Annotated in this window: 16 protein-coding genes and 2 pseudogenes; 7 read left to right on the forward strand and 11 right to left on the reverse strand. The window is 57.0% G+C overall.

Features of this window, described 5'->3' with window-relative positions; genetic code table 11:
• Positions 1-6 precede the first annotated feature (6 nt).
• Genes ACP7CJ_RS05360 through arnC form a run of 7 tightly spaced genes read right to left on the reverse strand, consistent with a single transcriptional unit; the run spans position 7 to position 7,698 of the window.
• Positions 7-1,386, reverse strand: coding sequence for a UDP-glucose dehydrogenase family protein (locus tag ACP7CJ_RS05360; RefSeq protein WP_276192952.1), 1,380 nt, complete (start codon positions 1,384-1,386; stop codon positions 7-9).
• Positions 1,383-1,796 carry a 4-amino-4-deoxy-L-arabinose-phosphoundecaprenol flippase subunit ArnF gene (gene arnF / locus ACP7CJ_RS05365; RefSeq protein WP_276192953.1) on the reverse strand — a complete coding sequence of 138 codons (414 nt, stop codon included), beginning with the start codon at positions 1,794-1,796 and terminating at the stop codon, positions 1,383-1,385. Before arnF ends, ACP7CJ_RS05360 begins: the two co-directional genes overlap by 4 nt.
• Positions 1,793-2,140 (reverse strand): 4-amino-4-deoxy-L-arabinose-phosphoundecaprenol flippase subunit ArnE, encoded by a 348-nt coding sequence (gene arnE, locus ACP7CJ_RS05370; protein WP_276192954.1) that lies wholly within the window; start codon positions 2,138-2,140, stop codon positions 1,793-1,795. The genes arnF and arnE overlap by 4 nt, the downstream gene beginning before the upstream one ends.
• Positions 2,137-3,792: a lipid IV(A) 4-amino-4-deoxy-L-arabinosyltransferase gene (gene arnT, locus ACP7CJ_RS05375; RefSeq protein WP_276192955.1), complete on the reverse strand. Its 1,656-nt coding sequence runs from the start codon at positions 3,790-3,792 to the stop codon at positions 2,137-2,139. The genes arnE and arnT overlap by 4 nt, the downstream gene beginning before the upstream one ends.
• Positions 3,789-4,673, reverse strand: coding sequence for a 4-deoxy-4-formamido-L-arabinose-phosphoundecaprenol deformylase (gene arnD / locus ACP7CJ_RS05380; protein WP_276192956.1), 885 nt, complete (start codon positions 4,671-4,673; stop codon positions 3,789-3,791). Before arnD ends, arnT begins: the two co-directional genes overlap by 4 nt.
• Positions 4,673-6,664, reverse strand: a complete 1,992-nt coding sequence (gene arnA, locus ACP7CJ_RS05385) for a bifunctional UDP-4-amino-4-deoxy-L-arabinose formyltransferase/UDP-glucuronic acid oxidase ArnA (RefSeq protein ID WP_276192957.1) — start codon at positions 6,662-6,664, stop codon at positions 4,673-4,675. The genes arnD and arnA overlap by 1 nt, the downstream gene beginning before the upstream one ends.
• Positions 6,661-7,698, reverse strand: coding sequence for an undecaprenyl-phosphate 4-deoxy-4-formamido-L-arabinose transferase (gene arnC, locus ACP7CJ_RS05390; protein ID WP_276192958.1), 1,038 nt, complete (start codon positions 7,696-7,698; stop codon positions 6,661-6,663). Before arnC ends, arnA begins: the two co-directional genes overlap by 4 nt.
• 512 nt (positions 7,699-8,210) lie before the next feature.
• Here arnC and ACP7CJ_RS05395 point away from each other — a divergent pair.
• A complete protein-coding gene (locus ACP7CJ_RS05395) occupies positions 8,211-9,023 on the forward strand; it encodes a M949_RS01915 family surface polysaccharide biosynthesis protein (RefSeq protein WP_276192959.1) in 813 nt (270 codons plus the stop codon).
• Positions 9,024-9,131: 108 nt separating this feature from the next.
• A complete protein-coding gene (locus ACP7CJ_RS05400; protein ID WP_276192960.1) occupies positions 9,132-10,046 on the forward strand; it encodes a site-specific integrase in 915 nt (304 codons plus the stop codon).
• A 45-nt stretch (positions 10,047-10,091) separates the two neighbouring features.
• Here ACP7CJ_RS05400 and ACP7CJ_RS05405 read toward each other — a convergent pair whose 3' ends face one another.
• Complete coding sequence (locus tag ACP7CJ_RS05405) at positions 10,092-11,303, reverse strand: multidrug effflux MFS transporter (protein ID WP_426099774.1); 1,212 nt, start codon at positions 11,301-11,303, stop codon at positions 10,092-10,094.
• 198 nt (positions 11,304-11,501) lie between these two features.
• Between ACP7CJ_RS05405 and ACP7CJ_RS05410 the strand changes: the two are divergent.
• A pseudogene (locus ACP7CJ_RS05410) lies at positions 11,502-12,257 on the forward strand (MCP four helix bundle domain-containing protein); the annotation flags it as partial.
• A 132-nt stretch (positions 12,258-12,389) separates the two neighbouring features.
• Positions 12,390-13,115: a methyl-accepting chemotaxis protein gene (locus ACP7CJ_RS05415; protein ID WP_426099895.1), complete on the forward strand. Its 726-nt coding sequence runs from the start codon at positions 12,390-12,392 to the stop codon at positions 13,113-13,115.
• 93 nt (positions 13,116-13,208) lie between these two features.
• On the opposite strand, the gene ACP7CJ_RS05420 is transcribed toward ACP7CJ_RS05415, so the two are convergent.
• Positions 13,209-13,811: a MepB family protein gene (locus ACP7CJ_RS05420; RefSeq protein WP_426099775.1), complete on the reverse strand. Its 603-nt coding sequence runs from the start codon at positions 13,809-13,811 to the stop codon at positions 13,209-13,211.
• A 983-nt stretch (positions 13,812-14,794) separates the two neighbouring features.
• Positions 14,795-15,596, reverse strand: a pseudogene (locus tag ACP7CJ_RS05425) (IS5 family transposase); the annotation flags it as partial.
• Positions 15,597-15,815: 219 nt separating this feature from the next.
• Here ACP7CJ_RS05425 and ACP7CJ_RS05430 point away from each other — a divergent pair.
• The 3 genes from ACP7CJ_RS05430 (at position 15,816) to ACP7CJ_RS05440 (ending at position 19,309) form a co-directional block, all read left to right on the forward strand.
• Positions 15,816-17,405 (forward strand): methyl-accepting chemotaxis protein, encoded by a 1,590-nt coding sequence (locus ACP7CJ_RS05430; protein ID WP_276192966.1) that lies wholly within the window; start codon positions 15,816-15,818, stop codon positions 17,403-17,405.
• A 151-nt stretch (positions 17,406-17,556) separates the two neighbouring features.
• The gene (locus tag ACP7CJ_RS05435) at positions 17,557-18,084 is read left to right on the forward strand and encodes an OmpW/AlkL family protein (protein ID WP_426099897.1); all 528 of its coding nucleotides are present in this window, start codon (positions 17,557-17,559) and stop codon (positions 18,082-18,084) included.
• Positions 18,085-18,154: 70 nt separating this feature from the next.
• Positions 18,155-19,309, forward strand: coding sequence for a GGDEF domain-containing protein (locus ACP7CJ_RS05440; protein ID WP_426099776.1), 1,155 nt, complete (start codon positions 18,155-18,157; stop codon positions 19,307-19,309).
• A gap of 123 nt (positions 19,310-19,432) precedes the next feature.
• On the opposite strand, the gene ACP7CJ_RS05445 is transcribed toward ACP7CJ_RS05440, so the two are convergent.
• The gene (locus tag ACP7CJ_RS05445; protein ID WP_426099777.1) at positions 19,433-21,568 is read right to left on the reverse strand and encodes a TonB-dependent siderophore receptor; all 2,136 of its coding nucleotides are present in this window, start codon (positions 21,566-21,568) and stop codon (positions 19,433-19,435) included.
• Positions 21,569-21,840: the final 272 nt, after the last annotated feature.

The following is a 21,840-nucleotide window of genomic DNA, read 5'->3' on the forward strand; positions in this document are numbered from 1 at the left end:
CACCGGTCAGGCTTCCACAACTTGTGGCACCCACTGTTGCTGGGGAATCGGTAACTGGCAGGAGTCGCCACGGCCCATCGGGAAATACTGGAAGCCTTTGCGCGCCAGGCGCTCGCCGTCATACAGGTTGCGACCATCGAAGATCACCGGGGTGTTCAGACGTTCGTAGATCAGGTCGAAGTCCGGTGCCTTGAACTGCTGCCATTCGGTGCAGACGATCAACGCATCGGCGCCGCTCAGGGTGGATTCCGGAGTACCCATCAACATCAGCCGTGGGTCGTCACCGTAAATTCGCTGGGTTTCCTGCATGGCTTCCGGGTCAAATGCGCGCACGGTGGCACCGGCAGCCCACAGCGCTTCGATCAGCACGCGGCTCGGGGCATCGCGCATGTCGTCGGTGTTAGGTTTGAAGGCCAGGCCCCACAGGGCGAAGGTCTTACCGCGCAGGTTGCCCTTGAAGAAGGCGTTGATGCGTTCATACAGCTTGCTCTTCTGGCGCTGGTTGATCGCTTCGACGGCTTCGAGCAGGTCGCTCGAGCAATGGGCCTGCTTGGCGCTGTGGATCAGGGCGCGCATGTCTTTGGGGAAGCACGAGCCGCCGTAGCCGCAGCCGGGGTAGATGAAGTGATAGCCGATGCGTGAGTCGGCGCCGATGCCCAGGCGTATCGCTTCGATGTCCGCCCCCAGGTGTTCGGCCAGCTCGGCGATCTGGTTGATAAAGCTGATCTTGGTGGCCAGCATGCAGTTGGCGGCGTACTTGGTCAGTTCGGCGCTGCGCAGGTCCATGAAGATGATGCGATCGTGGTTGCGGTTGAAGGGCGCATACAGCTCGCGCATGACTTCACGCACTTCTTCACGCTCGCAGCCGATGATGATCCGGTCCGGGCGGCGGCAGTCGGCAACTGCCGAGCCTTCCTTGAGGAATTCCGGGTTGGAGACGATATCGAACTCCAGGGACCGCCCGGTGCCGTGCATGGCCTTTTCGATATGGGCACGCAAGGTGTCGCCGGTGCCGACGGGTACGGTGGATTTTTCCACCAGGATCACCGGCTCGATCCGATGGCGGGCGACCGCATCGCCTACCGACAGCACGTATTTCAAGTCGGCCGAACCGTCTTCATCCGACGGTGTACCCACGGCGATAAACAGCACCTCGCCATGTTCGACGGCGAGCTTTTCATCAAAGGTGAAGCTCAGCCGTCCGCTTTCAAGGTTCTCCTTGACCATCGCCGCCAACCCTGGCTCGAAAATGCTCACATGGCCCTGCTGCAACAGCTTGACCTTGTTTTGATCAACGTCCATGCAGATGACATCGTGACCGACTTCGGCCAATACAGTGGCTTGTACCAGACCGACGTAACCACTACCAAATACACTGATTTTCATGGGGCATTCCTGGGGCTTGCTGCGCTAGCACGACGAGAGTTAATAACCAGTACACCGAGGATGACCAAGGCCACCCCCAGGGTTTTTGAAAGCGAAAAATGTTCGTTGAACACCGGCAGGCTGGCGGCCAACAGGTAGACCAGCGCGTAGCTGATACTGAGCAGCGAATAGGCGCGGCCCAGGGGCAAATCCTTGAGCGCACAGAGCCAGCACAGCATCGACAGCGCATAAGCGAGGATCGCCAGGCTCACCACGCCGAGGGCGCCCAGATCGATGGCGTTGCTGCTGAACGCGCCGAGCCATTCGTCAGGCAGGGGCAGGCGCGTCATGCTCCAGCGCATCCCCAACTGGGCGGCGCTGACCAGGCCGACACTGCCCAGGGCAAAGGTAAACCCGCGCACCCGGCTCATACTTGGCGCCCCAGCAGCACGACGCCAGCAATTACCAGCGCCACGCCCAGCCAATGCCGAGTGTCGATGTGCTCCTTGAATACGAAGCGCGCCATTAACGTGACCAATACGAAATTGAGGCTGAGCATCGGGTAGGCAATCCCGACTTCGAGGCGCTGCAGCACCAGCAGCCAGACCAGCAGGCCGAAACCCAGGCACAGCAGCGCTGCCCATAACCAGGCTGAGCGCAGTTTCAGCGCCCAACCGTCAGGCTGGTCGCGCCAGCTTTCCACGGCAAACTTCTGCGAGACCTGGCCCATGCAGGTGAGCAGGCAGGCGGCTAACAACAAGAACAGGGTGATCATGGCGCAGCCTGCGGGAAAACCAGGATCACCAGATTGCCTTGCTCAAAGCGCTTGCCGTCCTGGGGCAGCAGGTTCACTTCGGCGATCTCGTCGTCACCTTTGACGCGCATCACCACACCCACCGCGCCTTTTTGGCGGGCTTCGCTCATCCATTGCTGGACCTGGGTCAGGTCCACCTTACGCTGGGCGGCGTCCGGGTAGGCGAGGCCGTATTTCACTTCACCGACGGTGTTATAGAGGGTGACGTCAGCGCGTTGCAGGCGCCATGCCAGGGCCGATGCCGCGCCCAGGTCATTGCTGAGCAGGGCGGACGTCGGCTGCAGGTCCGGCAGGTGGTCAATGATGAATTGATCCGGGGTCTTGTTGTACACCACCGAATGGGGCAGCGCGGCCGGGGCCAACGCCACCAGCAACCAACTGCCCAGCGCCGGCGCGGCCCACCATTTCAATGGGCGTGCAGCCTGCAGCAGGTTGACGATGATCCAGCCGAACAGGCAGGCGAACACCAGCACCAGGCCGAGTGTTTCCTGGCCGTGCTCGTACAGCGGTGTTTTCAGTTGGAACCACGTCAGCGCGAGCAAGGCCACAACACCGAGGGTCAGGTTCAGCCAACCGTTGATGCGCAAGGCGCGGCCTTGGGCCTGCGCCAGTTTGTCGCTCAGCGCGTTACCCATGAGCAACGCCAGCGGCAGCAGGCACGGCATGATGTAGGACGGCAGCTTGCCCTTGGCCAGGCTGAACAGCGCCAGCGGCATCAGCAGCCACAGCAGCAGGAAGGCGATGTTAGGCGTGCGCTTGTGCTGCCACGCCTGCTTGACGGTGGACGGCAACAGCGCCACCCACGGCAGGCTGAATGCGACCAGCAGTGGCAGGTAGTACCAGAATGGCTCGGCGTGTTGCGCGTCTTCGCCGGCAAAGCGCTGGATATGCTCGTGCCAGAAGAAGAAGTTCCAGTAATCCGGCTCCTGGCTATGCACCGCAAGTGCCCAGGGCAGACTGATGGCAACCGCCACGGCGACGGCAACCAGGCCATAACCCAGCAAGTCGCGCAGGCGCTTCTGCAAGATCGCGTAGGGCAGGGCGATCAGCACCGGCAGCAGCCACGCGAGGAAGCCTTTGGTCATGAAGCCCATGCCACAGGCAACCCCGAGCAACGCCCAGGACCAGACGCGACCGCTGCGTGTGCTGCTGTCGAAGCAAAACCACAGCGCCACGCCGGTCAGGTTGACCCAGAAGGTGAACTGCGGGTCCAGGTTGGCATAACCGCCCAGCGCCGCGACGCTGACAAAGCTCATGTACAGCACCGTACTGACCAGGCTCTTGTGCGGGTCATTCCACAACCGGCGCGACACCAGGTACACCAACAGCACGCTGAGCCCGGTGCTCAAGGCCGACGCAAACCGCACGCCGAACAGGTTTTGCCCGAAGATCGCCTGGCCCAGCGCGATCATCCAGTAACCGGCAGCCGGCTTTTCGAAATAGCGAATGCCCATGAAATGCGGCGAAGCCCATTTGCCGGTCAGCAGCATTTCCTGGCTGATCTGTGCATAGCGGGTTTCATCCGGAATCCACAGGCCATGGGTGGCCAGTGGCAACAGATAAAATGCGCCGAATGCCAGCAACAGCAGGGGCAGCGCCCAACGGCGGATCATGCCTGCTGCACTCCGAGCCAACCCTCACGGCCGCTCAGGGCGCCACGCACCAGTTGTTGCTGGGGCAGGGTGGAGACGTCCGCCGGTAACAAGTCGCCCAGCGGTTTGAAATCGATGCCGCGCTGCCCTGCCTGGGCTAGCAACTGGCGAAAATCATTGGCCATCAGAATCCCTTCTACTTCTGCATGGATCGTGTACACGTTCAGCTTCGACTGCGCGAAGCGGTCGAGGATGAACCCGTTGAAATCCTTGGCAGCCACCACCGGCCCGACGACTTCGTCGAAGGTCGGCAGGTCTACCGGAATCTGTGGGGTGCCCGCGCTGCCGTCGGCCAGGGTTGGACGAAACAGGCTGGTGCCCCGGCAATCGCTGTTGTAGCGAAAGTTGAAGCCTTGCTTGGCTTGCACCACGCGTTCATCGGCGCGCCAACCGGCGGCCGCTGAACAGTCGATACGTTCACCGAGGATGTCGCTCAAGGTGTCCACACCGCGTCGAATCTGCTCGATCAACTGTGCGTCGCTCCAACGTCCGGCGTTGGCCTGCCAACCATGGTGATCCCAGGCGTGCAGGCCGACTTCGTGCCCGGCGGCCTTGGCCTGGCGCATCAAGTGCCCCAGGTCACGGCCGATCGGCTTGCCCGGCCAGGCGGTGCCGGCCAGCAAGATATCCCAGCCATACAGGCCGGCAGCGTTGGAACGCAGCATCTTCCACAGGAATTGCGGGCGGATCAGGCGCCACAGGTGGCGCCCCATATTGTCCGGCCCGACACTGAAGAAAAACGTCGCTTTCACCCCGGCTTCATCCAGGGCCTCGAGCAACCGTGGCACGCCTTCGCGAGTGCCACGGTAAGTGTCGACGTCGATGCGAAGACCTGCCTGCATCAGCGCTTGTCCGCGATTTCGAGCATGGCTTCACGCAGGAAGAAGTCCAGGGTGTTGCCGATGGTTTCGCTCATCTCCACGGTTGGCTCCCAGTTCAGCAGGCGCTTGGCGTTTTCGATGCTTGGTTTGCGGTGGGCCACGTCCTGATAACCGGTGCCGTAGAACGCCTTGCTTTCTACGTCGCGGAAACCGGCGAACGGAGGGAAGTTGCTGCGCAGTGGGTGAGCTTCGAACTGACGCAGCAGTTCTTCGCCCAACTGGCGGATGCTCGCTTCGTTTTCCGGGTTACCGATGTTGATGATCTGGCCGTTGCACACGTCGTTGTCGTTATCAATGATGCGCGCCAGGGCTTCGATGCCGTCGGCAATGTCGGTGAAGCAGCGTTTCTGCTCGCCACCGTCGAACAGGCGGATCGGCGTACCTTCCACCAGGTTCAGGATCAACTGGGTGATCGCACGGGAGCTGCCGATACGTGCCGAGTCGAGGCGATCCAGGCGCGGGCCCATCCAGTTGAATGGACGGAACAGGGTGAATTTCAGGCCCTTGGCGCCGTAGGCCCAGATCACGCGGTCCAGCAGTTGCTTGGAGACCGAGTAGATCCAGCGTTGCTTGCTGACCGGGCCGACCACCAGGTTGGAGGTGTCTTCATCGAAGTACTGGTCCTGGCACATGCCATAGACTTCTGAAGTCGATGGGAAGATCACGCGCTTGTTGTACTTGACGCAGTAGCGAACCAGCTTGAGGTTCTCTTCGAAGTCCAGTTCGAACACACGCAGCGGGTTGCGGGTGTATTCGATCGGCGTGGCGATGGCCACCAGCGGCAGGACCACGTCGCATTTCTTGATGTGGTACTCGATCCACTCGGTGTGGATGCTGATATCGCCTTCCACGTAATGGAAGTTCGGGTGGCTGCGCAGGCGCTCGATGGCGTCGGAGCCGATGTCCAGGCCGTAGACTTCGTAACGGTCGTCACGCAGCAGGCGCTCGGACAGGTGGTTACCGATAAAGCCGTTCACGCCCAGGATCAGCACGCGGGTGCGACGTGGCTTGCGGCCAGACTCGGCGCCGCGCAGGACCGAACCGTCCACCAGGCCCAATTCGTTGGCCAGGGACGGACCGGCCAGGTACAGGCCGTTGTCGTTGCGCTGACCGAACTTGATCACCAGCGAGTCTTCAGCGCACGCGATGCGCAGCGGGTTGACGCTGATCACGCGGCCAGGCGCCAGGCCTTCGTTGCCCTGGACCACTTCGGCTTGCCACACGATCAGCTTGTGCTCGCCCACGGCGCAGAAAGCGCCCGGGTACGGTTGAGTCACGGCGCGTACCAGGTTGAACAGCTCTTCAGCCGGTTTTTGCCACTCCAACTTGCCATCTGCCGGGGTGCGACGGCCGAAATAAGTGGCCTGGCTTTCGTCCTGGGCGGTTTCGGTCAGTTTGCCTGCGGCCAGTTGCGGCAAGGCATCGCGCAGCAGGCTGCTGGCGGCGTCACGCAGTTTGGCGTGCAGGGTCAGGCCGGTGTCGGAGCGCTCGATCACGACTTTCTGCTGGGCCAGGATCGCGCCGGCATCGGCACGCTTGACCATACGGTGCAGGGTCACGCCGGTTTCGGTTTCGCCTTTGACCAGGACCCAGTTGGCGGGTGCGCGGCCACGGTATTTCGGCAGCAGCGAGCCGTGCAGGTTGAACGCGCCTTTGCGGGCGGTGGCCAGCAGGGGTTCGCTCAGCAGGTTGCGGTAGTAGAAGGAGAAGATGAAGTCCGGGTTGAGCTTGGCAATGCGCTCGATCCACAGCGGGTGGTTGGCGTCCTCCGGCGCATGCACCGGGATGCCTTTGCGGGCGCACAGTTGCGCGACTGAACCGTAGAAATTGTTTTCCTTGGGGTCATCGGCATGGGTGAATACGGCGGCAATGTCGTAACCGGCAGTCAGCAGGGCTTCAATGCCAGCACAGCCAATATCGTGGTAAGCGAAGACAACAGCTTTTGAATTCATGACGAAACCTGATCGGAAGGGGAAGTAGTGGTGGTATGGGAGGACACCAGGCCGTCAACGACGACTACGGGTGCCGGTGCTGCCGGTTGGTTGCGCAGCACTTTTTCAATAAAGAATCGGGGGCGGGCGCGCACATCGCTGTACATGCGGCCCAGGTATTCACCCAAGAGGCCCATGCCGATGAACTGGCCGCCGGTGAACACGAACAGCACCGCGAACAGCACGAAGGTGCCGTCGCCGGCCCATTGAGCGCCAAAGGCCAGACGCAGGACGATCAGCGCAAACGCAAACAGAACGCCCAGGCCCGCCAGGCCGAAGCCGACGATGGACAGCAGGCGCAGTGGGGTCGTGGTCATGCAGGTCAGCAGGTCGAACATCAAGCTGATCAGGCGCATGGCGCTGTATTTGGATTCGCCGTGTTCGCGCTCGGCATGGTGTACGAGGATTTCCGTGGTGTGACGGGCAAAGCCGTTGGCCAGGATCGGGATAAACGTGCTGCGTTCGCGGCAGGCGAGCATGGCGTCGACGATGGTGCGGCGGTACGCGCGCAGCATGCAGCCGTAGTCAGTCATGGCGACGCCGGTCGAGCGCTGCACGGCCAGGTTGATCAGGCGCGACGGCCAGCGGCGAAAGGCCGAGTCCTGGCGGTTGTTGCGCACGGTGGCGACCACGTCGTAGCCCAGCGCGGCTTGTTCCACCAGGCGCGGGATCTCTTCCGGCGGGTTCTGCAGGTCGGCGTCGAGGGTAATCACCACGTCGCCTCGGCACTGCTCGAAACCGGCCATGATCGCCGCATGCTGGCCATAGTTGCGATTGAGGATCACCGCGACCACGTTGCTGCCGTCTTCGGCGGCAGCGTCTTCGAGCAATTGGGCGGATTTGTCGCGGCTACCGTCATCGACCAGGATGATTTCGTATTCGTAGGCCAGTTGCTTGCAAGCTGCCGTCGTGCGACGCAGCAATTCAGGCAGGCTTTCTTGTTCGTTGTAGACCGGGATAACGATCGACACACAATGAATAGGGTAGGGTTTCAAAGATTCATGACCTCGGGGGTTGAGCAACTTGGAGCGTAAAGACAACAGTCACTGGCCGAAAAGGCAGGTGCGTGGTTAAACCTGGTGTGGAATTATGGTGTTCATCCGACCATCCTGGTGGGTTATTGAGACCTTCCATGTGTATACGAGAGTAAAGACCAAAAACCACAAAGGTAAAGGGGAATCAACAAGTTAGTCGGCACAGTGCGGCTCGTTCTCAAGTCCTGCGGCCAAGATTAAGCGTAAAAATGTTCAACGAATATGAAAGCCTAATGAAAAAATCGTTTATTTGACAGGTAGACAGCTAGGGTTCAGCTAAATGACTAACGTACTGAGGACGTTGCTAATTTGGCGGAATAGGAACGTTTTGCATGGCGCTGGGCTCAACGGAGCGGACCCGGATCGGCGCTGCACGTAATAGCATCCCCCGTTACTGATGTTTATTGAAGAATCTTCTCTGCATTGCCCCTCAAGTGCCGGTAAAGTAAGCCATCTCTTGCCAGGGTACTCGGATGAATAGCGTGCAGCGTTTAGGCGGCCAATGGCGGCCCGTGTTGATGGGATTGTTGATGAGCGCAGCCTGCGTCACCCCCGTATACGCTGATGAGGGCGTGCCGCTGACCACGCTCGCTCAAGTGCCAGAGGGGGTTGAAGTGCAAGGCAAGCAGGTCGCCGCCTATACCTGGGACGACCGCCAGGGCAAGAACCTACTGGTGCTGGCCGAGCAAATCAGCCAGCGCGAGGATGACGGCACCCAGTCGGCGCTTGTCTATGCGGCCCAGTATTTGATCGACGGTGACCGCCCCAAACGCCTCTGGATGCTCTACGACGACGTGCAGCGCTGCGAATTCGATGCCGCGATGCGCTTCGACATGGCGGCGACCAAGGTCACCGACCTTGCCGGCGACGGCACCACCCAGGCCACTGTGGGCTACACGCGCACCTGCACCAGTGATGTGAGCCCCAATGAATTCAAGCTGATCATGCATGTCGGCAAGTCGCAGAAGTACCGCCTGCGTGGTGTCGACCGGGTCGGCGCCGCCTGGTGGGACGAAGAAGCAGGAGCACTGCGTGGCATGCCGCTGCCCAAGGATTGCAGCATCGCCGGGCAACAGGCACTGGTCAGCCAGTACAAGGAACAGGGCACTGAATTGCCTTTGCCAGGTTGCTACAGCGACGAGAAGGATTTTGCCAAGGCACCGCAGGCCTACCTGATATTCATGCGCCAGCACTGGTTCGCGCTGATGCAGAAGCAGGATGCTGAATGGAGCCAGGCGCAGACCCCGCCTCAGGAATCGAGCGGGGATGAAGAGACCGCCCCGTGATTGGGTGCCAGGGCCGATGGTGCGTTAGACTCGGCCCTCGTCAATTCAATGAATATCTCGAATAAACAAAGGCTTGTTCGAGATATTTAATCCAAAGGCTTATCTACTTTGACTGAGTCAATCCGCAACCCGCTGACCCTCTACCTCACCCGCCTGGCGCCCTCCAGTCAACTGACCATGCGCTACGTGCTGCAGGACGCCGCCGACCGCTTCGGCTTCGAGGATATCAACCTTGAAGACATCGACTGGCACCTGCTGCAACCCGAACACGTGATCGCTCTGGTTGCGGCCTTGCGCGAGGACGGCTACGCGCCCAACACCTCGTCGCTGTATGTAAACGCCGTGCGCGGGGTGATGAACGAAGCCTGGCGCATGAGTCTGATCAGCCAGGAACACCTGCTGAAAATGCGCACGGTCAAGGCCGCGCCCGGCACACGCCTGAGCCAGGGGCGCAACCTGCGTCGCACGCTGATCCGCGAAATGATCGACGTCTGCGCCGCCGACCCACGGCCCCAGGGCCTGCGCGATGCTGCAGTGATCGGTATTTTGTACGGCTCGGGCATGCGTAAGTCGGAGTCGGTCAACCTCGACCTCGCACAGATCAACTTTGACGAGCGCAGCCTGCGCGTGATTGGCAAGGGTAACAAGGAACTGATCAAATACGCGCCGGGCTGGGCCTTCGCCAAATTGCAGGCCTGGCTCGAATTCCGGCGCGAACAACTCAAGGAAGGCGAGCAGGACGATTCCTTCCTGTTCAACCGCATCCGCAGGGGCAGCCATATCACCCGCGAACGCATCACCAAGCATGCGATTTACTACATCGCCCGCCAGCGCGGTCAGCAGGTGGGGGTGAAGATCATGCCCCATGATTTCCGGCGCTCCTTCATCACGCGGGTGATTGAGGAACATGACCTGTCCATCGCGCAGAAACTGGCGCACCACACCAATATCCAGACCACCGCGAACTACGACGTGCGTGACGACAATGAGCGGCGGCGAGCGGTGGATCGGTTTGATCTTTAGCCGGCGGCGACCGGTGAAAAACGCGCGGTCGTCGCCGGGCTTGGCTCAGGAGGAGGGCGGCGCACCGGCCAGCAAGTGCGCCGGCAGACGGCGCAAGGTCCACAGCGTGGTCAGCAGCGCCGCAACGGCACACAGCGCGATGCCGATCAGCATCGGCGCCGGGGTGTGATCGGCAAAGACGCCCACCAGGGTCATGGAGACGGCCGCCGTGATCATCTGGATCGCCCCGAGCAACGCCGATGCGGAGCCGGCCACCGCGCCGTGGTCTTCCAGGGACAACACGCCGGCCGCTGGCAACAGCAAGCCGAGGAAACCGAAACCGATAAACAACAGCGACATCATCAAGCCTAGGTGGCTGCCCCATAGCGTCGTAGCGGCCAGTAACACCATCACCACGGCCACGCCCACCACCGACCAGCGAATCAGCGGCGCCAGGCCCAAGCGTGCGCTCAGGCGGGCGGTGAGCTGGCTCATGGCAAAAAAAGACGCGGCGTTCAGCGCAAAGCACAGGCTGAATTGGGTGGGGGTCAGCCCGAAATACTCGATGTATACGAACGGCGCGCTGCCGATAAATACAAAGAACGTCGCCAGGCCAAACCCGCACACCACCGACAAACCGATGAACACCGGGTCGCGCAGCAACGCCCCATAACTGCTGAAGGCATTACCCAAGGTCTTGCCCAATCGGCGCTCGGCGGGATGGGTTTCAGGCAATTGCACGATGGTCATGACCAGGCACAACACGGCCACCACCGCCAGCACGACAAACACTTCACGCCAACTCCATAGCGTAATCACCAGGCTGCCCGCCAAAGGCGCGAGGATCGGCGACACACTCATCACCAGCATCAGCAACGCCATCAGCCGCGCCGCTTCATGGCCGGTATACAGGTCGCGCACAATCGCCCGGGGAATCACCATCCCCGCGCACGCGCCAAACGCCTGCACGGCGCGAAAACCAATCAGCACTTCGATGCTCGGTGCCAGCGCGCAGCCGATACTGCCCACGGCGAAGATAAGCAACCCGGCGTAGATCGGCGGCTTGCGCCCGAACACATCGCTGATCGGGCCATAAAACAACTGGCAGACGCCGATGATCATGAAGAACACCGTGAGGCTCATCTGTACCGCTGCCGGCGATGCCTGCAGGCTGGCGCCCAGGGTCGGTAGCGCCGGTAGGTAGATGTCAATGGCGAAGGGGCCGACGGCAGTGATCAGACCAAGCAGCAAAGCAAGGTGGGCGATACGTTTAGGCATAAGCAGTTCCGCGTGAAGCAAAGGTTGGCCAGCTTAAAGAACCGCTCCCACGCAAACAAGCTGGGGAAGACTTCGAGTTCGACTGCGCAGATCTGTGCAATTGAGCTTCAATACAGAGAGCCAATTCCGATAACAATATCAACGACGGTCAAGTGGTTGGGTTCCCAACCGACTGTAAAGTCTACGGGGATGACTAGCATGACGATCAAATTACGCTTATGGCTATTGATTGCGACTGGATTGATCACCGCCTTGATCATGAGCCTGGCCGGTTACCTGGGAAACACCCGTATGGCCGATGCGGTGCAGGACAATCAGGTCATCATGACGGTGCTGCGCAACCACATGGAAGCCGACATGATGCACGACGCACTGCGCGCCGACGTGTTGTCGGCGATGTTAGTCGGGTTGGGGAAAAGCACTAGCACCAAAGCCGAGGTCAGCAGTTCACTCAAGGAGCATGCCGAGCACTTTCGGCAGGTGCTGGAGGACAACCTTAAGCTGCCGTTGGGCGAAACGTTAAAGACCAGCCTGGGAAAAATCAAACCCAGCTTGGATACCTATATCAACGCCGGTGAACGTATTGTCGCACTCGCGCTGGACAACCCGGAGGCCGCTCGCGGCGAACTGGAGACCTTCAATACAGCGTTCAGCCAGTTGGAGGGTCAAATGGCTACCCTCAGCGAACTGATCGAAAACAATACGCAGCAAACCAGCATTGGCACCCGGCTAACCATCAGCAACGCCAACTTCACCTTGGCTGTGGTGTTGATCGCAAGCCTGTTGTTGCTCCTGGTGCAGGGCCGATGGGTCTCCCGGAGCATCATGGGGCCGTTGCAGGCCGCGAGCCGAATCGCTGACAGTATTGCCCATGGCAATTTGAGCGAGCCGATTGTCGTGCCCCATCGCAAGGACGAGGCCAGCGCGCTGATACGCAGCCTCGCCACCATGCAGGGGGATTTGCGCGGCATGATCGAAGTGGTGCGCAGTAATGCCCACGGCGTCAATGGCATGAGCGAGCAACTGAGCCAGGGTTGCCATGAAGTGGCGGGCAGTAGTCAGCAGCAAAGCGCCGCCGCCAGCACCATGGCGGCGGCCGCCAGTGAAATGACCGCCAGCATCGAGGAAATCACCCAACATGCCGCACGCGCACTGAATATGGCCAACCAGGCAGAAGCCTTGGCCAAGGACGGCGGTCGGGTGATCCATCAGGTGGTCAGTGACATGGACGGCATTGCCCGCTCGGCGCAGCAATCAGCCCAGGTGATCCGCACGCTCGACAAGGAATCCGAGGCGATCTACAGCATTATCCAGGTTATCAAGGGCATTGCCGATCAAACCAACCTGCTGGCCCTGAATGCCGCGATAGAAGCCGCCCGCGCCGGTGAACAAGGACGCGGTTTTGCGGTGGTCGCCGATGAGGTGCGCAGCCTGGCCGGACGCACCAGCGCGTCGACCGAGGAGATTGCCAGCATGGTCGGTCGCATCCAGCAAAACACCCGGGAAGCGGTGACCAGCATGGAGGAGGGCGTCACTCAAGTGGACAAGGGCATGGCCGTGACCGCCGAAGTCGAGCGCGCCATCCGCGAGATTCTCCAGGCCACCCTCAACACCACCGAATTGGTCAACGACATCTCCCGCACCATCAGCGAGCAAAGCCTGGCCAGCAACGAAATTGCCCATCAAGTGGAGATGATTGCCAGTATGTCGGAGCGTAATAGCCAGGTGATCGGCACGACAGCCTCGACGACGGACGAGTTGTCTGCGTTGGCGGGGAAATTGTCGCAGTCGGTGGATCGATTTCGGCTTTGAGCATCACAGCTGATTTATATAACTCAACTAAATACCTATTTAGTTGAGTTATAACTAACAGTCATGTGAGAAGGACTGGAATAGGGCATACGCTCACTTTAACGAGGACCTGAACAACGATTTTATATGCTGTAACGAGGCCTGGTCTGAGGGGTCAACTGTCACGAAATGCTGGAGTTGCCACCGCTGAGTCTGTAACGCTTGCTTGGCAATAGGTCGGCTCCAGGGCGGATACACACGTAAAGCACGCTTGCCACCGACGCCATTTATGGACATCACGCCATGGGACAGCAACGTTGCACGGTCAAATACAAACTGACCACTTTGTTCGGTGCCAGTCGCGTGGATCACAACGAAGTCGATATTATCGTTGCTATCCAGCGGAGCAATCACACTCGTTGCATAGGGTCGTTTCCACAGCGTCACGAACTGACCAATCTTGGTCGGGGTGGTTTTGGCGACACGGAACACAACCTGGCGAGTTCCCAGCATGAATCGACAACCGCCGTACTCTCTAGCCTCAACGTCAGGAGAAATATCTTCCGAGCATTTCAAGCCAGCCGGCAGATAAACCGCATCAATCGCAGCAAACAAACAACTCGGTACGACTGACGTGCCCATGGATTGAACCTTGATGGATTGGATTGCAGCAGATGCGAGTGTAGCGAGAGGATGTGTGTATTGCAGCGAACACATCAGCAGACTCCACAGAGGATATGTTTAAGGCCTTGAAATTTGACCTCCATAGGGCCTGACATCCAATTGGCGTGGTTCGCATAATGTATATTATGTTAAATGATGGGGCATGTCATGGATCTTCAATCGAGTAGCTCGCGGGGTACCCGGAAGTGAAGATCGAAATTTCAGAGAAGTAAAAATCTAAATTGCGGAATGGTTCCCGCATTTGGATATTTTCTTCCATCTCAGCGCTACCGAAGCCTCCTGAGACTCAGACACGATTTATACGGTTATCTAGTGACACTGTTAGAGCAGTTGGGCGAGCGACCGGCCTGCTGAGTCAACCCGACCTTCAGCTTTGATTCGACAAATTGGCTTCAGCACTATCGATCTTTCGACCAACTCGATGCTTAAGAAATCACCCAAACCGACGCCCATTGCCGCTAGTCTATCCGGTGGGATATCTATGACGATGTCCCCGCTGCTATCACCTGCATCCCGGCATATCAACGTAGTTGGCAATGCATCACTCATTGGGCGCTAGCTCCGTTCTCGACCGAAATATTTTAGACAATATCGTACACCCACATGTGCAGAGGTTTCCGGCTTCACCGTAATACCACCGTTGAACCTTCTGCGAGACGTGTTGCGATGGGCTTTGACATGATCAAACCCGCATTTCATCGGGATTTCTCACACTCTACGCCCAGTGCCCCTCAAGACTTTGAGTGCATGAAGGAGTGCTCGCTCTACCTACGGCTGCTGCTAGAGGACCGCCACGTCAGTCGCTCGAAGCTGGTCAGCTGAGGACTAATGACTGCCCTCCTCCTTAGGCCCGATTTCCGCCTTTGAGGATTGTCGGAAATTGCTGAGGATACTTTGAGAGCTGGGATTTACGGTTGTCAGTGTCGATTAGCTGTAAGCGTCTGGCGAAGTCACCTTGACCCATCAGGGGCAGTCCCGCGTCGGCAAGCGGGTCAAATCGGCATCAGCCTCAACACAGTGTTTTTCACCAAACCTCGGAAACGCACTTTCGTATAACCAAACTGACGCTTGATCACTCGAAATGGATGCTCAAGCTTGGCGCGAACCTGGGCTTGGGCTTTCTCGATCTTGCGCTTCGCGCTTCTCGACACCGGTATAGCCTGCATCGGCGCAGACCACGTTCTCAGCACCGTGTAGCAGTTTGTCGACTGGGGTTATGTCGGCGACGTTGGCAGCAGTGACCACCACGCTGTGCACCAGCCCTGACTCATCGTCGACACCAATGTGAGCTTTGGCACCGAAGTAATACTGGTTACCTTTCTTGGTTTGATGCATCTCAGGGTCGCGTTTGCCGTCCTTGTTCTTGGTCGAACTGGGCGCATGAATCAGCGTGGCATCGACGATGGTGCCTTGTCGCAGCGACAAGCCACGGTCGCCCAGATAGCCATTGATCACGCCGAGAATACCAGCGGCCAACACGTGCTTTTCCAGCAAGCGACGGAAGTTGAGGATGGTAGTTTCATCTGGGATCCGCTCCAGGCTCAGACCGGAAAACTGGCGCAAGATCGTCGTCTCGTACAGTGCGGCTTCCATCGCAGGATCGCTGTAACCGAACCAATTCTGCATGAGATGAACCCGCAGCATCGGCATCAAAAGATAGGCCGGACGACCACCTTCGCCCTTCGGGTAATGAGGTTCGATCAGGGCAATCAAACCCTTCCAGGGTACGACCCGATCAATCTCGATCAGGAACAATTCCTTGCGGGTCTGCTTGCGCTTACCGGCGTACTCGGCATCGGCGAAGGTCATTTGCCTCATTGAAAAGCTCGGCGATTGGTGCCCGGAGATCTTGCCAAATCAGGAAGTTTTTTTCAGGATTTCCTTAGATAAATCGTGCAAAGGTGGCCTTTAGCCATTACTGTATAAACGTAATGGATTCTATAGATGATCAGTGTCGTTCGCCTGGTAGCGTCCACGACGGGCTGAGAAAAATAGTTGAGTTTTTAGTTAACTTAAACTGAGATTCAAGGGGGAACCATGCGGCTAAATCTACCAGTTACAAATCGTAATCACGAGCTACCTCCTAATATAAATATTCTATCCACTACAAATGATCAAAGCCGCATTACTCACGTCAACCCTGACTTCATTGAAATTAGTGGCTTTACCGTGGAGGAGCTCCTGGGCCAGCCGCATAACATAGTTAGGCATCCTGACATGCCGCCCGCCGCATTCCAGAATATGTGGAAAACCTTAAAGGCTGGGTGTTCATGGATGGGTTTAGTGAAAAATCGTTGCAAAAATGGCGATCACTATTGGGTCAGTGCTTACGTTACTCCCATTACCAAAGATGGTTCAACAATCGAATATCAATCGGTGAGAACCAAGCCTGAACCTGAGCATGTTAAAGCAGCAGAAAAAGTCTATTCAAAATTGAGAGATGGAAAACCTCTATCTCGAAGATGGACCATAGGCCTAAGCCCAAAGCTGATCATATTGGTGTGGACAAGCATTCTTATAAGCATGGTGGAGCTAAATCTAACCACAACAGTACCATTTTTTAACTTGATCTTAGCAGAGCTTACGAGTGGGCTGCTTATTTCGGTTGCAATAGCGGCATTACTTTTCCCAATGAGGCGACTAGTAAAAATGGGGAAAAACATATCTGAAAATGCTCTTAGTCAAGTTCTATACACAGGACGCAGCGATGAGTTTGGTGAAGTCGAATTTGCTCTAAGAATGGCACAAGCTGAAACTGGTGCTGTTATTGGGCGTATCGGTGATGCATCAAATCAAATTAGCGAATATATTGCAAGTCTGCTTGATGATATAGAGTCAAGCAAGGCTTTGATTAACAAACAACAAGCCGAAACTGATCAAATTGCCACCGCCATAACACAGATGACCGCTAGCATCCAAGATGTCGCCAATAACTCACAACACGCTGCCGATGCTGCCTCTAAAGGTTACGAAGAGACGTTGTTAGGGCAAAGTAAGGTTGCCGAAACAAGTCAGTATATCGCTGAGCTTGAGCAAGAAATAAAAAAAGCCACAGAAGTTATATGTCAACTAGAAACTCAGAGCGTTGAGATATCAAACATTTTAGATGTCGTTAGGTCAGTAGCCGATCAAACAAACTTACTGGCTCTAAATGCGGCAATTGAAGCAGCTAGAGCTGGGGAGCATGGCCGAGGGTTTGCAGTAGTCGCAGATGAGGTTCGAAGCCTCTCATCTCGAACTCAAGACTCAATCACCGACATACAAAATATTATTGCCGCATTACAAGCGAGTTCGCACTACGCCGTTACCATAATGGAAAGCAGTAGTCGGCAGGCACACTTAAGTGTGAGTCTTGCTCAGCAAGGTGCAGACGCTCTCACTGACATAGGTTTAAGTGTAAACAAGATCGTCGAAATGAATACCCAAATAGCTACCGCTGTCGAACAGCAAGGGGCTGTCAGTGAGGATATAAATGTGAGCATAAAGCACATTCACGACACTGCCATCGACAATGTACAGATAGCTCAGAACAACTCTAAAAGTGTAATGTTAGTGGCAAAGTTATCCAACGCGCTAAGCGAACTGGCCGGGCAGTTTTGGGAAAAACGCAATAAATCCGGCGCTTAGTAGAGGAGGTAATCAAGCCATGTCAGTTCAGCGATACGTCTGCACTATCGTAATCTCTGGGACGCTATGGCTTCTAGCGTCCTCAGCCTGTGCGGCTGAGGACGCGCAACTGACACTTGAGAAAGGAACCAGTCCATGGCTGCTACGGATGATGGTGTTGGAGGTCACTCCTGTCGATATGAGGTCGGAGATTTCTACCATTGGCGGGAAGGTAGAAACACCACGGCAAGCGATAATAGGGATGGACCTCAGCTATTTCATGACAGAACACTGGGCCGTCGAGATCCAGGGCGGCCCATTTAAGCGCGACTATCGGATCAGAAGATCGCGACTGGGCGATTTCGATGTAGGTACCATTTCCAATATCGCGCTATCACTTACGCTGCAATACCACTTACACCCTCAGGCACAATTTAGCCCCTATTTCGGACTAGGCATAAATCATGCTTGGACTCGAGATGTGAAGCCGGCTGCCGGGATTCCCAACTTCAATGTCCATGGCATTACAAGTGGAGTTTTGAGCGCCGGGCTTGATTACAGCCTGAGCGCGAACTGGTCATTCAGCACCAGCCTGCGCTACGTGATCAGTCCAGAATATCGATTCCAGGGACAAGGTTTCAACTCCGTCGTCTCTATGAACACACTGATAGCCGGAGTAGGACTGGGCTACCGATTCTGATGCCGGTGAGTTAGCTGGCCTTCATTTGAGCGGTACGCTCCATCGTTAGTTTACGCAAGGTATAGCCGTCATGCTAAGCATCGAAACGCTTTACTTCAGCAGTACAATCAGTCGCGTTACCATTCTATTGATTTTCGGAGTGTTGCTGATCAGTCAACGTAACGCTCGTTATCTGTGGCATTGGAGCGTTGCGTTGCTTAGCTCGGGCCTTGGTACCGCACTCACTTTTTACTATGGTAATAAGTCGAATTCATCACCACTTCTCAGTCTCATAGTGACGTCTCTGTTCCTGACAAGCTTGGTGACCTCATGGTCCGGTCTACGACTGTTTTATGGTCGATCGGTCCCTATAGTTTGGCTGGCCCTGCTCCCCCTTCTACCGAGCGCGCTCTACACCTTTGCCGTCTATGTGGGCGTAACAATAAAGGTTACGCTCCCCTTCATTTACTTAATTTCTGCAGCGATATCAGCACTCGCTCTTTATGAGATATTGTTATCCGCCAATCGGCGTATCTTCTCTCAATACTTGGTGGCGATGGCTTTCGCGGGCTACATCGTGATACTCGGAATCTCCGCCGTTCTGATACTAGCAGGCATGCTCATGGCGAATGCTTACGATAGTTCCATCGTGTCCATGGCTTTCGACCAGATGGCCAGTATTCTGGTCTACTTCGGTTATATCGCGATGACTGGCGAACGGGCAGCGCTGGACTTGCAGCGCCTCGCCGAAACCGATCCTCTGACTGCACTAGGCAATCGTCGGGGAGGTCGCCGGATATTGGAACGAATTCATGCCGACGCCAATAGGGAAGAGTGCTACAGCTTACTAATAGGCGACATTGATCACTTTAAGCAGGTTAATGACACTCTAGGACACGAAACAGGAGACGCCGTGCTGACTCTGCTCTCGCGGCGCTTGACAAGCGCCATACGCAAACATGACAGCGCGTTACGCTGGGGGGGGGAAGAGTTCCTGATTGTTTTACCCGATACGGATATCAACGAGGCAGAGCGACTGGCGGAGCGACTGAGGACGAAAGTGGCGGGCGAGCCTTTCATGATCGGGCAGCTACAACTGAACGTGACGCTTAGCATAGGTATAGCTACGTACCGAGTAGGAGATTCGACTTTCGAAAACACTCTCCTAAGAGGAGACCAGGCACTTTATTGTGCCAAACTGGCAGGTCGTAACAGGTCCAGTCGCCAATTGGAGGCCCCCTCATAGGTACGCTTAGAGATAAAGCGAACCGCGCAGGTAACCGTTGTAACGTAGACCCGTGCAATAGTAGTGCCTCTTCTTTAACCTGAGCACTTAGACTAGTGGACTGAGCGGTTAATTCATTTTTGGCTACAGGGTGTAAGAGATCCCCACTTGCACCGTCCGGGGCTCACCGGGGTAAGCATAGAAGTTCAGGAACGAGCCTTCTTCGTACTCACGATTGAACAGGTTCTTCACGTCGAGATTGAGTCGGACCTTTTCGTTGACCTTGTAGGAACTAAGCAAGTCGATGACGGTGTAAGCGTCCATCGAGAACGTGTTATTGGCGGTCTGCCCGGCACGCTCGGCTACGTATTTCCCACCTGCGCCGAGGCCCAACCCTTTGAGCGCGCCATCCTGAAACTCATACACGTTGAGCAGGCTGAAGCTATTGCGCGGAATGTTTGCCAGACGCGTTCCAGTACGCACTGCAGTGTCCCTGGTCACCGCGGCGTCCACATAGGCATAGCCGCCGATCATGCGCCACTCGGGCGTAAGGTTGCCGGCCACATTCAGATCGAAACCACGGCTGCGTACCTGACCCGTGGCGACATTGAAATTTGAGTCAACGGGATCGACACTCTGGACATTTTTCTTCTCTATCTGGTAGATCGCCGCGTCGACGCTCAACTGCTGATCGAGCGCTTCCCACTTCACACCCATTTCGTAGGATTTGCCCTTCTCCGGCTCAAACCCGCCGCCTTGCCGGCTGGCGCCTGTGTTGGGCTTGAACGAGCGAGCAGCATCAGCGTAGATCGCGACAGTGTCAGTGAGGTCATACATCACACCGACGCGCGGGGTGACGGCATTGTCGGCAGCGTTCCAGGGTTTGACGCCTGACACGTAGGATTCGTACTCATGCTCGAAGCGCTCAAAGCGCGCACCGGCGAGGACTTTTAAGCGCTCGGTCAGCGCGACTTGATCCTGGACGAAGGCCGCGTAAGTCTTGAGGTTTTCTTTATCGTGGGTCGGTGTACGAGTCAGCGCCGGACGTGGCTGGCCATAGACCGGGTTGAAGATATCGATTGGAAAAGCACCCGCTGCGGCGCTGGAGCGCTGGATGATCGACTTGTAGTCATAGTCTTCATATTCGACGCCAGTCAGCAATGTGTGATCAAGGCCACCCGTGGAAAAGTGCCCGGTCAGGTTGAGCTGATAGTCTTTGTCGGTCCATTCCAGATTGCGGTAGTTGAAGTTACGCTGAAGTGTTCGACCGTCGGCATTCAAGCTGGCAGCACCGTTGGCCTCAACAGCATTACCCTTCATCGTACCGTCCAGCCATTGGAAACCACCGCCCAGGGTCCAATTGTCGTTGAGCATATGCTCGAAACGCAGCTGAGCCATGTTGTTATCGTTGTGCAGATTACCGGCGTATTTTTCACCCCAGAAGGTATCGCGGGACGGCGTACCGCGCTGGTTGGCGAAGCGGGTCAGGCCGCGATCAAGCGGATGGTTGTTACGCATGAAGTCGCCTTCGAAAATCACCTTGGTGTCGTCACTGACCTGCCAGCTCAGCACAGGCGTTACCCCATAGCGCTCGGTTGAGACATGGTCGCGGAAGGTGTCGCCGCCCTCGCCTACCACGTTCAGGCGATAGGCCAGACGCCCTTGCTCATCCAGCGGACCGGAAGCATCCAGGGTGCCACGCTTCATACCCTGATCATCCAATTGGCTACCCAATGTGACCTTACGCTCAGGCAAAGGCTGCTTGGAGACCACGTTGAAGGTACCGCCGGGATCGCCACGTCCATAGAGCATGGTCGCCGGCCCGCGCAGCACTTCAAGGCGCTCAATGCTGTTGGCGTCCGGCATGCTTGGATAGCCCCGGTTAATCGGAAAACCGTTGCGGTAGAACTCTGCGGTTGTAAAGCCTCGCACAGTGAAATTGGTAAGCCCTTGCCCGCCAAAGTTGTTCGCTCGGCCGACGCCACCGGCATAGTCCAGGGCCTCCTGCAAACGAGTCGCACCGATGTCCTCGACCACGTCTTTGGGCACTACGCTGATGGACTGAGGCGTCTCATGAATTGAGGTGTCAGTGCGCGTCGCACTGGCAGAACGTGTGGCACGATACCCTTTGACCGGCCCTTGAGCCGTCTCAGAGTCCATATCGCCCGTGACATTGATGGCTTGCAGTTCAAGGCTGGCATTTTCGGTGCCAGCAACCTGCGCCCAGGTAAAAGGGGAAAACGCCTGAAGCACGCAGAGAGAAATCAGGGTACGACGCATGGATTTTTGACCTGATGGATGAGCGGACGGTAAGGCGAACCTGCCAAGAATTCGCGGGGCATGATATACCAGTCATTCCTATTTGCCACTAATTCTCATTCGTGATCTTTCGAGTATCTACTTTGTATCAATCGAAAAGCAGACAACACGGGGGCCCACATGGCGCTCGTTCACTGTGGTCATTACATCTCGTCTCTAATGACCCTGAGGCTGCCATTTCCCGCTGTGGTGAGCGGGGAACGCACGCTCACCACAGAAGCCACAGCGGTCGA

The sequence above is a fragment of the Pseudomonas sp. PSPC3-2 genome (assembly GCF_049897085.1).
Classification (GTDB): domain Bacteria; phylum Pseudomonadota; class Gammaproteobacteria; order Pseudomonadales; family Pseudomonadaceae; genus Aquipseudomonas; species Aquipseudomonas paraveronii.

Excerpts from the sequence above, each read along its gene's own strand:
- ACP7CJ_RS05360 (WP_276192952.1), bottom strand. The coding sequence starts at position 1,386 with ATGAAAATCAGTGTATTTGGTAGTGGTTACGTCGGTCTGGTACAAGCC.
- arnF (WP_276192953.1), bottom strand. The coding sequence starts at position 1,796 with ATGAGCCGGGTGCGCGGGTTTACCTTTGCCCTGGGCAGTGTCGGCCTG.
- arnE (WP_276192954.1), bottom strand. The coding sequence starts at position 2,140 with ATGATCACCCTGTTCTTGTTGTTAGCCGCCTGCCTGCTCACCTGCATG.
- arnT (WP_276192955.1), bottom strand. The coding sequence starts at position 3,792 with ATGATCCGCCGTTGGGCGCTGCCCCTGCTGTTGCTGGCATTCGGCGCA.
- arnD (WP_276192956.1), bottom strand. The coding sequence starts at position 4,673 with ATGCAGGCAGGTCTTCGCATCGACGTCGACACTTACCGTGGCACTCGC.
- arnA (WP_276192957.1), bottom strand. The coding sequence starts at position 6,664 with ATGAATTCAAAAGCTGTTGTCTTCGCTTACCACGATATTGGCTGTGCT.
- ACP7CJ_RS05395 (WP_276192959.1), top strand. The coding sequence starts at position 8,211 with ATGAATAGCGTGCAGCGTTTAGGCGGCCAATGGCGGCCCGTGTTGATG.
- ACP7CJ_RS05405 (WP_426099774.1), bottom strand. The coding sequence starts at position 11,303 with ATGCCTAAACGTATCGCCCACCTTGCTTTGCTGCTTGGTCTGATCACT.
- ACP7CJ_RS05415 (WP_426099895.1), top strand. The coding sequence starts at position 12,390 with ATGGCGGCGGCCGCCAGTGAAATGACCGCCAGCATCGAGGAAATCACC.
- ACP7CJ_RS05420 (WP_426099775.1), bottom strand. The coding sequence starts at position 13,811 with ATGTGTTCGCTGCAATACACACATCCTCTCGCTACACTCGCATCTGCT.
- ACP7CJ_RS05430 (WP_276192966.1), top strand. The coding sequence starts at position 15,816 with ATGCGGCTAAATCTACCAGTTACAAATCGTAATCACGAGCTACCTCCT.
- ACP7CJ_RS05435 (WP_426099897.1), top strand. The coding sequence starts at position 17,557 with ATGGTGTTGGAGGTCACTCCTGTCGATATGAGGTCGGAGATTTCTACC.
- ACP7CJ_RS05440 (WP_426099776.1), top strand. The coding sequence starts at position 18,155 with ATGCTAAGCATCGAAACGCTTTACTTCAGCAGTACAATCAGTCGCGTT.
- ACP7CJ_RS05445 (WP_426099777.1), bottom strand. The coding sequence starts at position 21,568 with ATGCGTCGTACCCTGATTTCTCTCTGCGTGCTTCAGGCGTTTTCCCCT.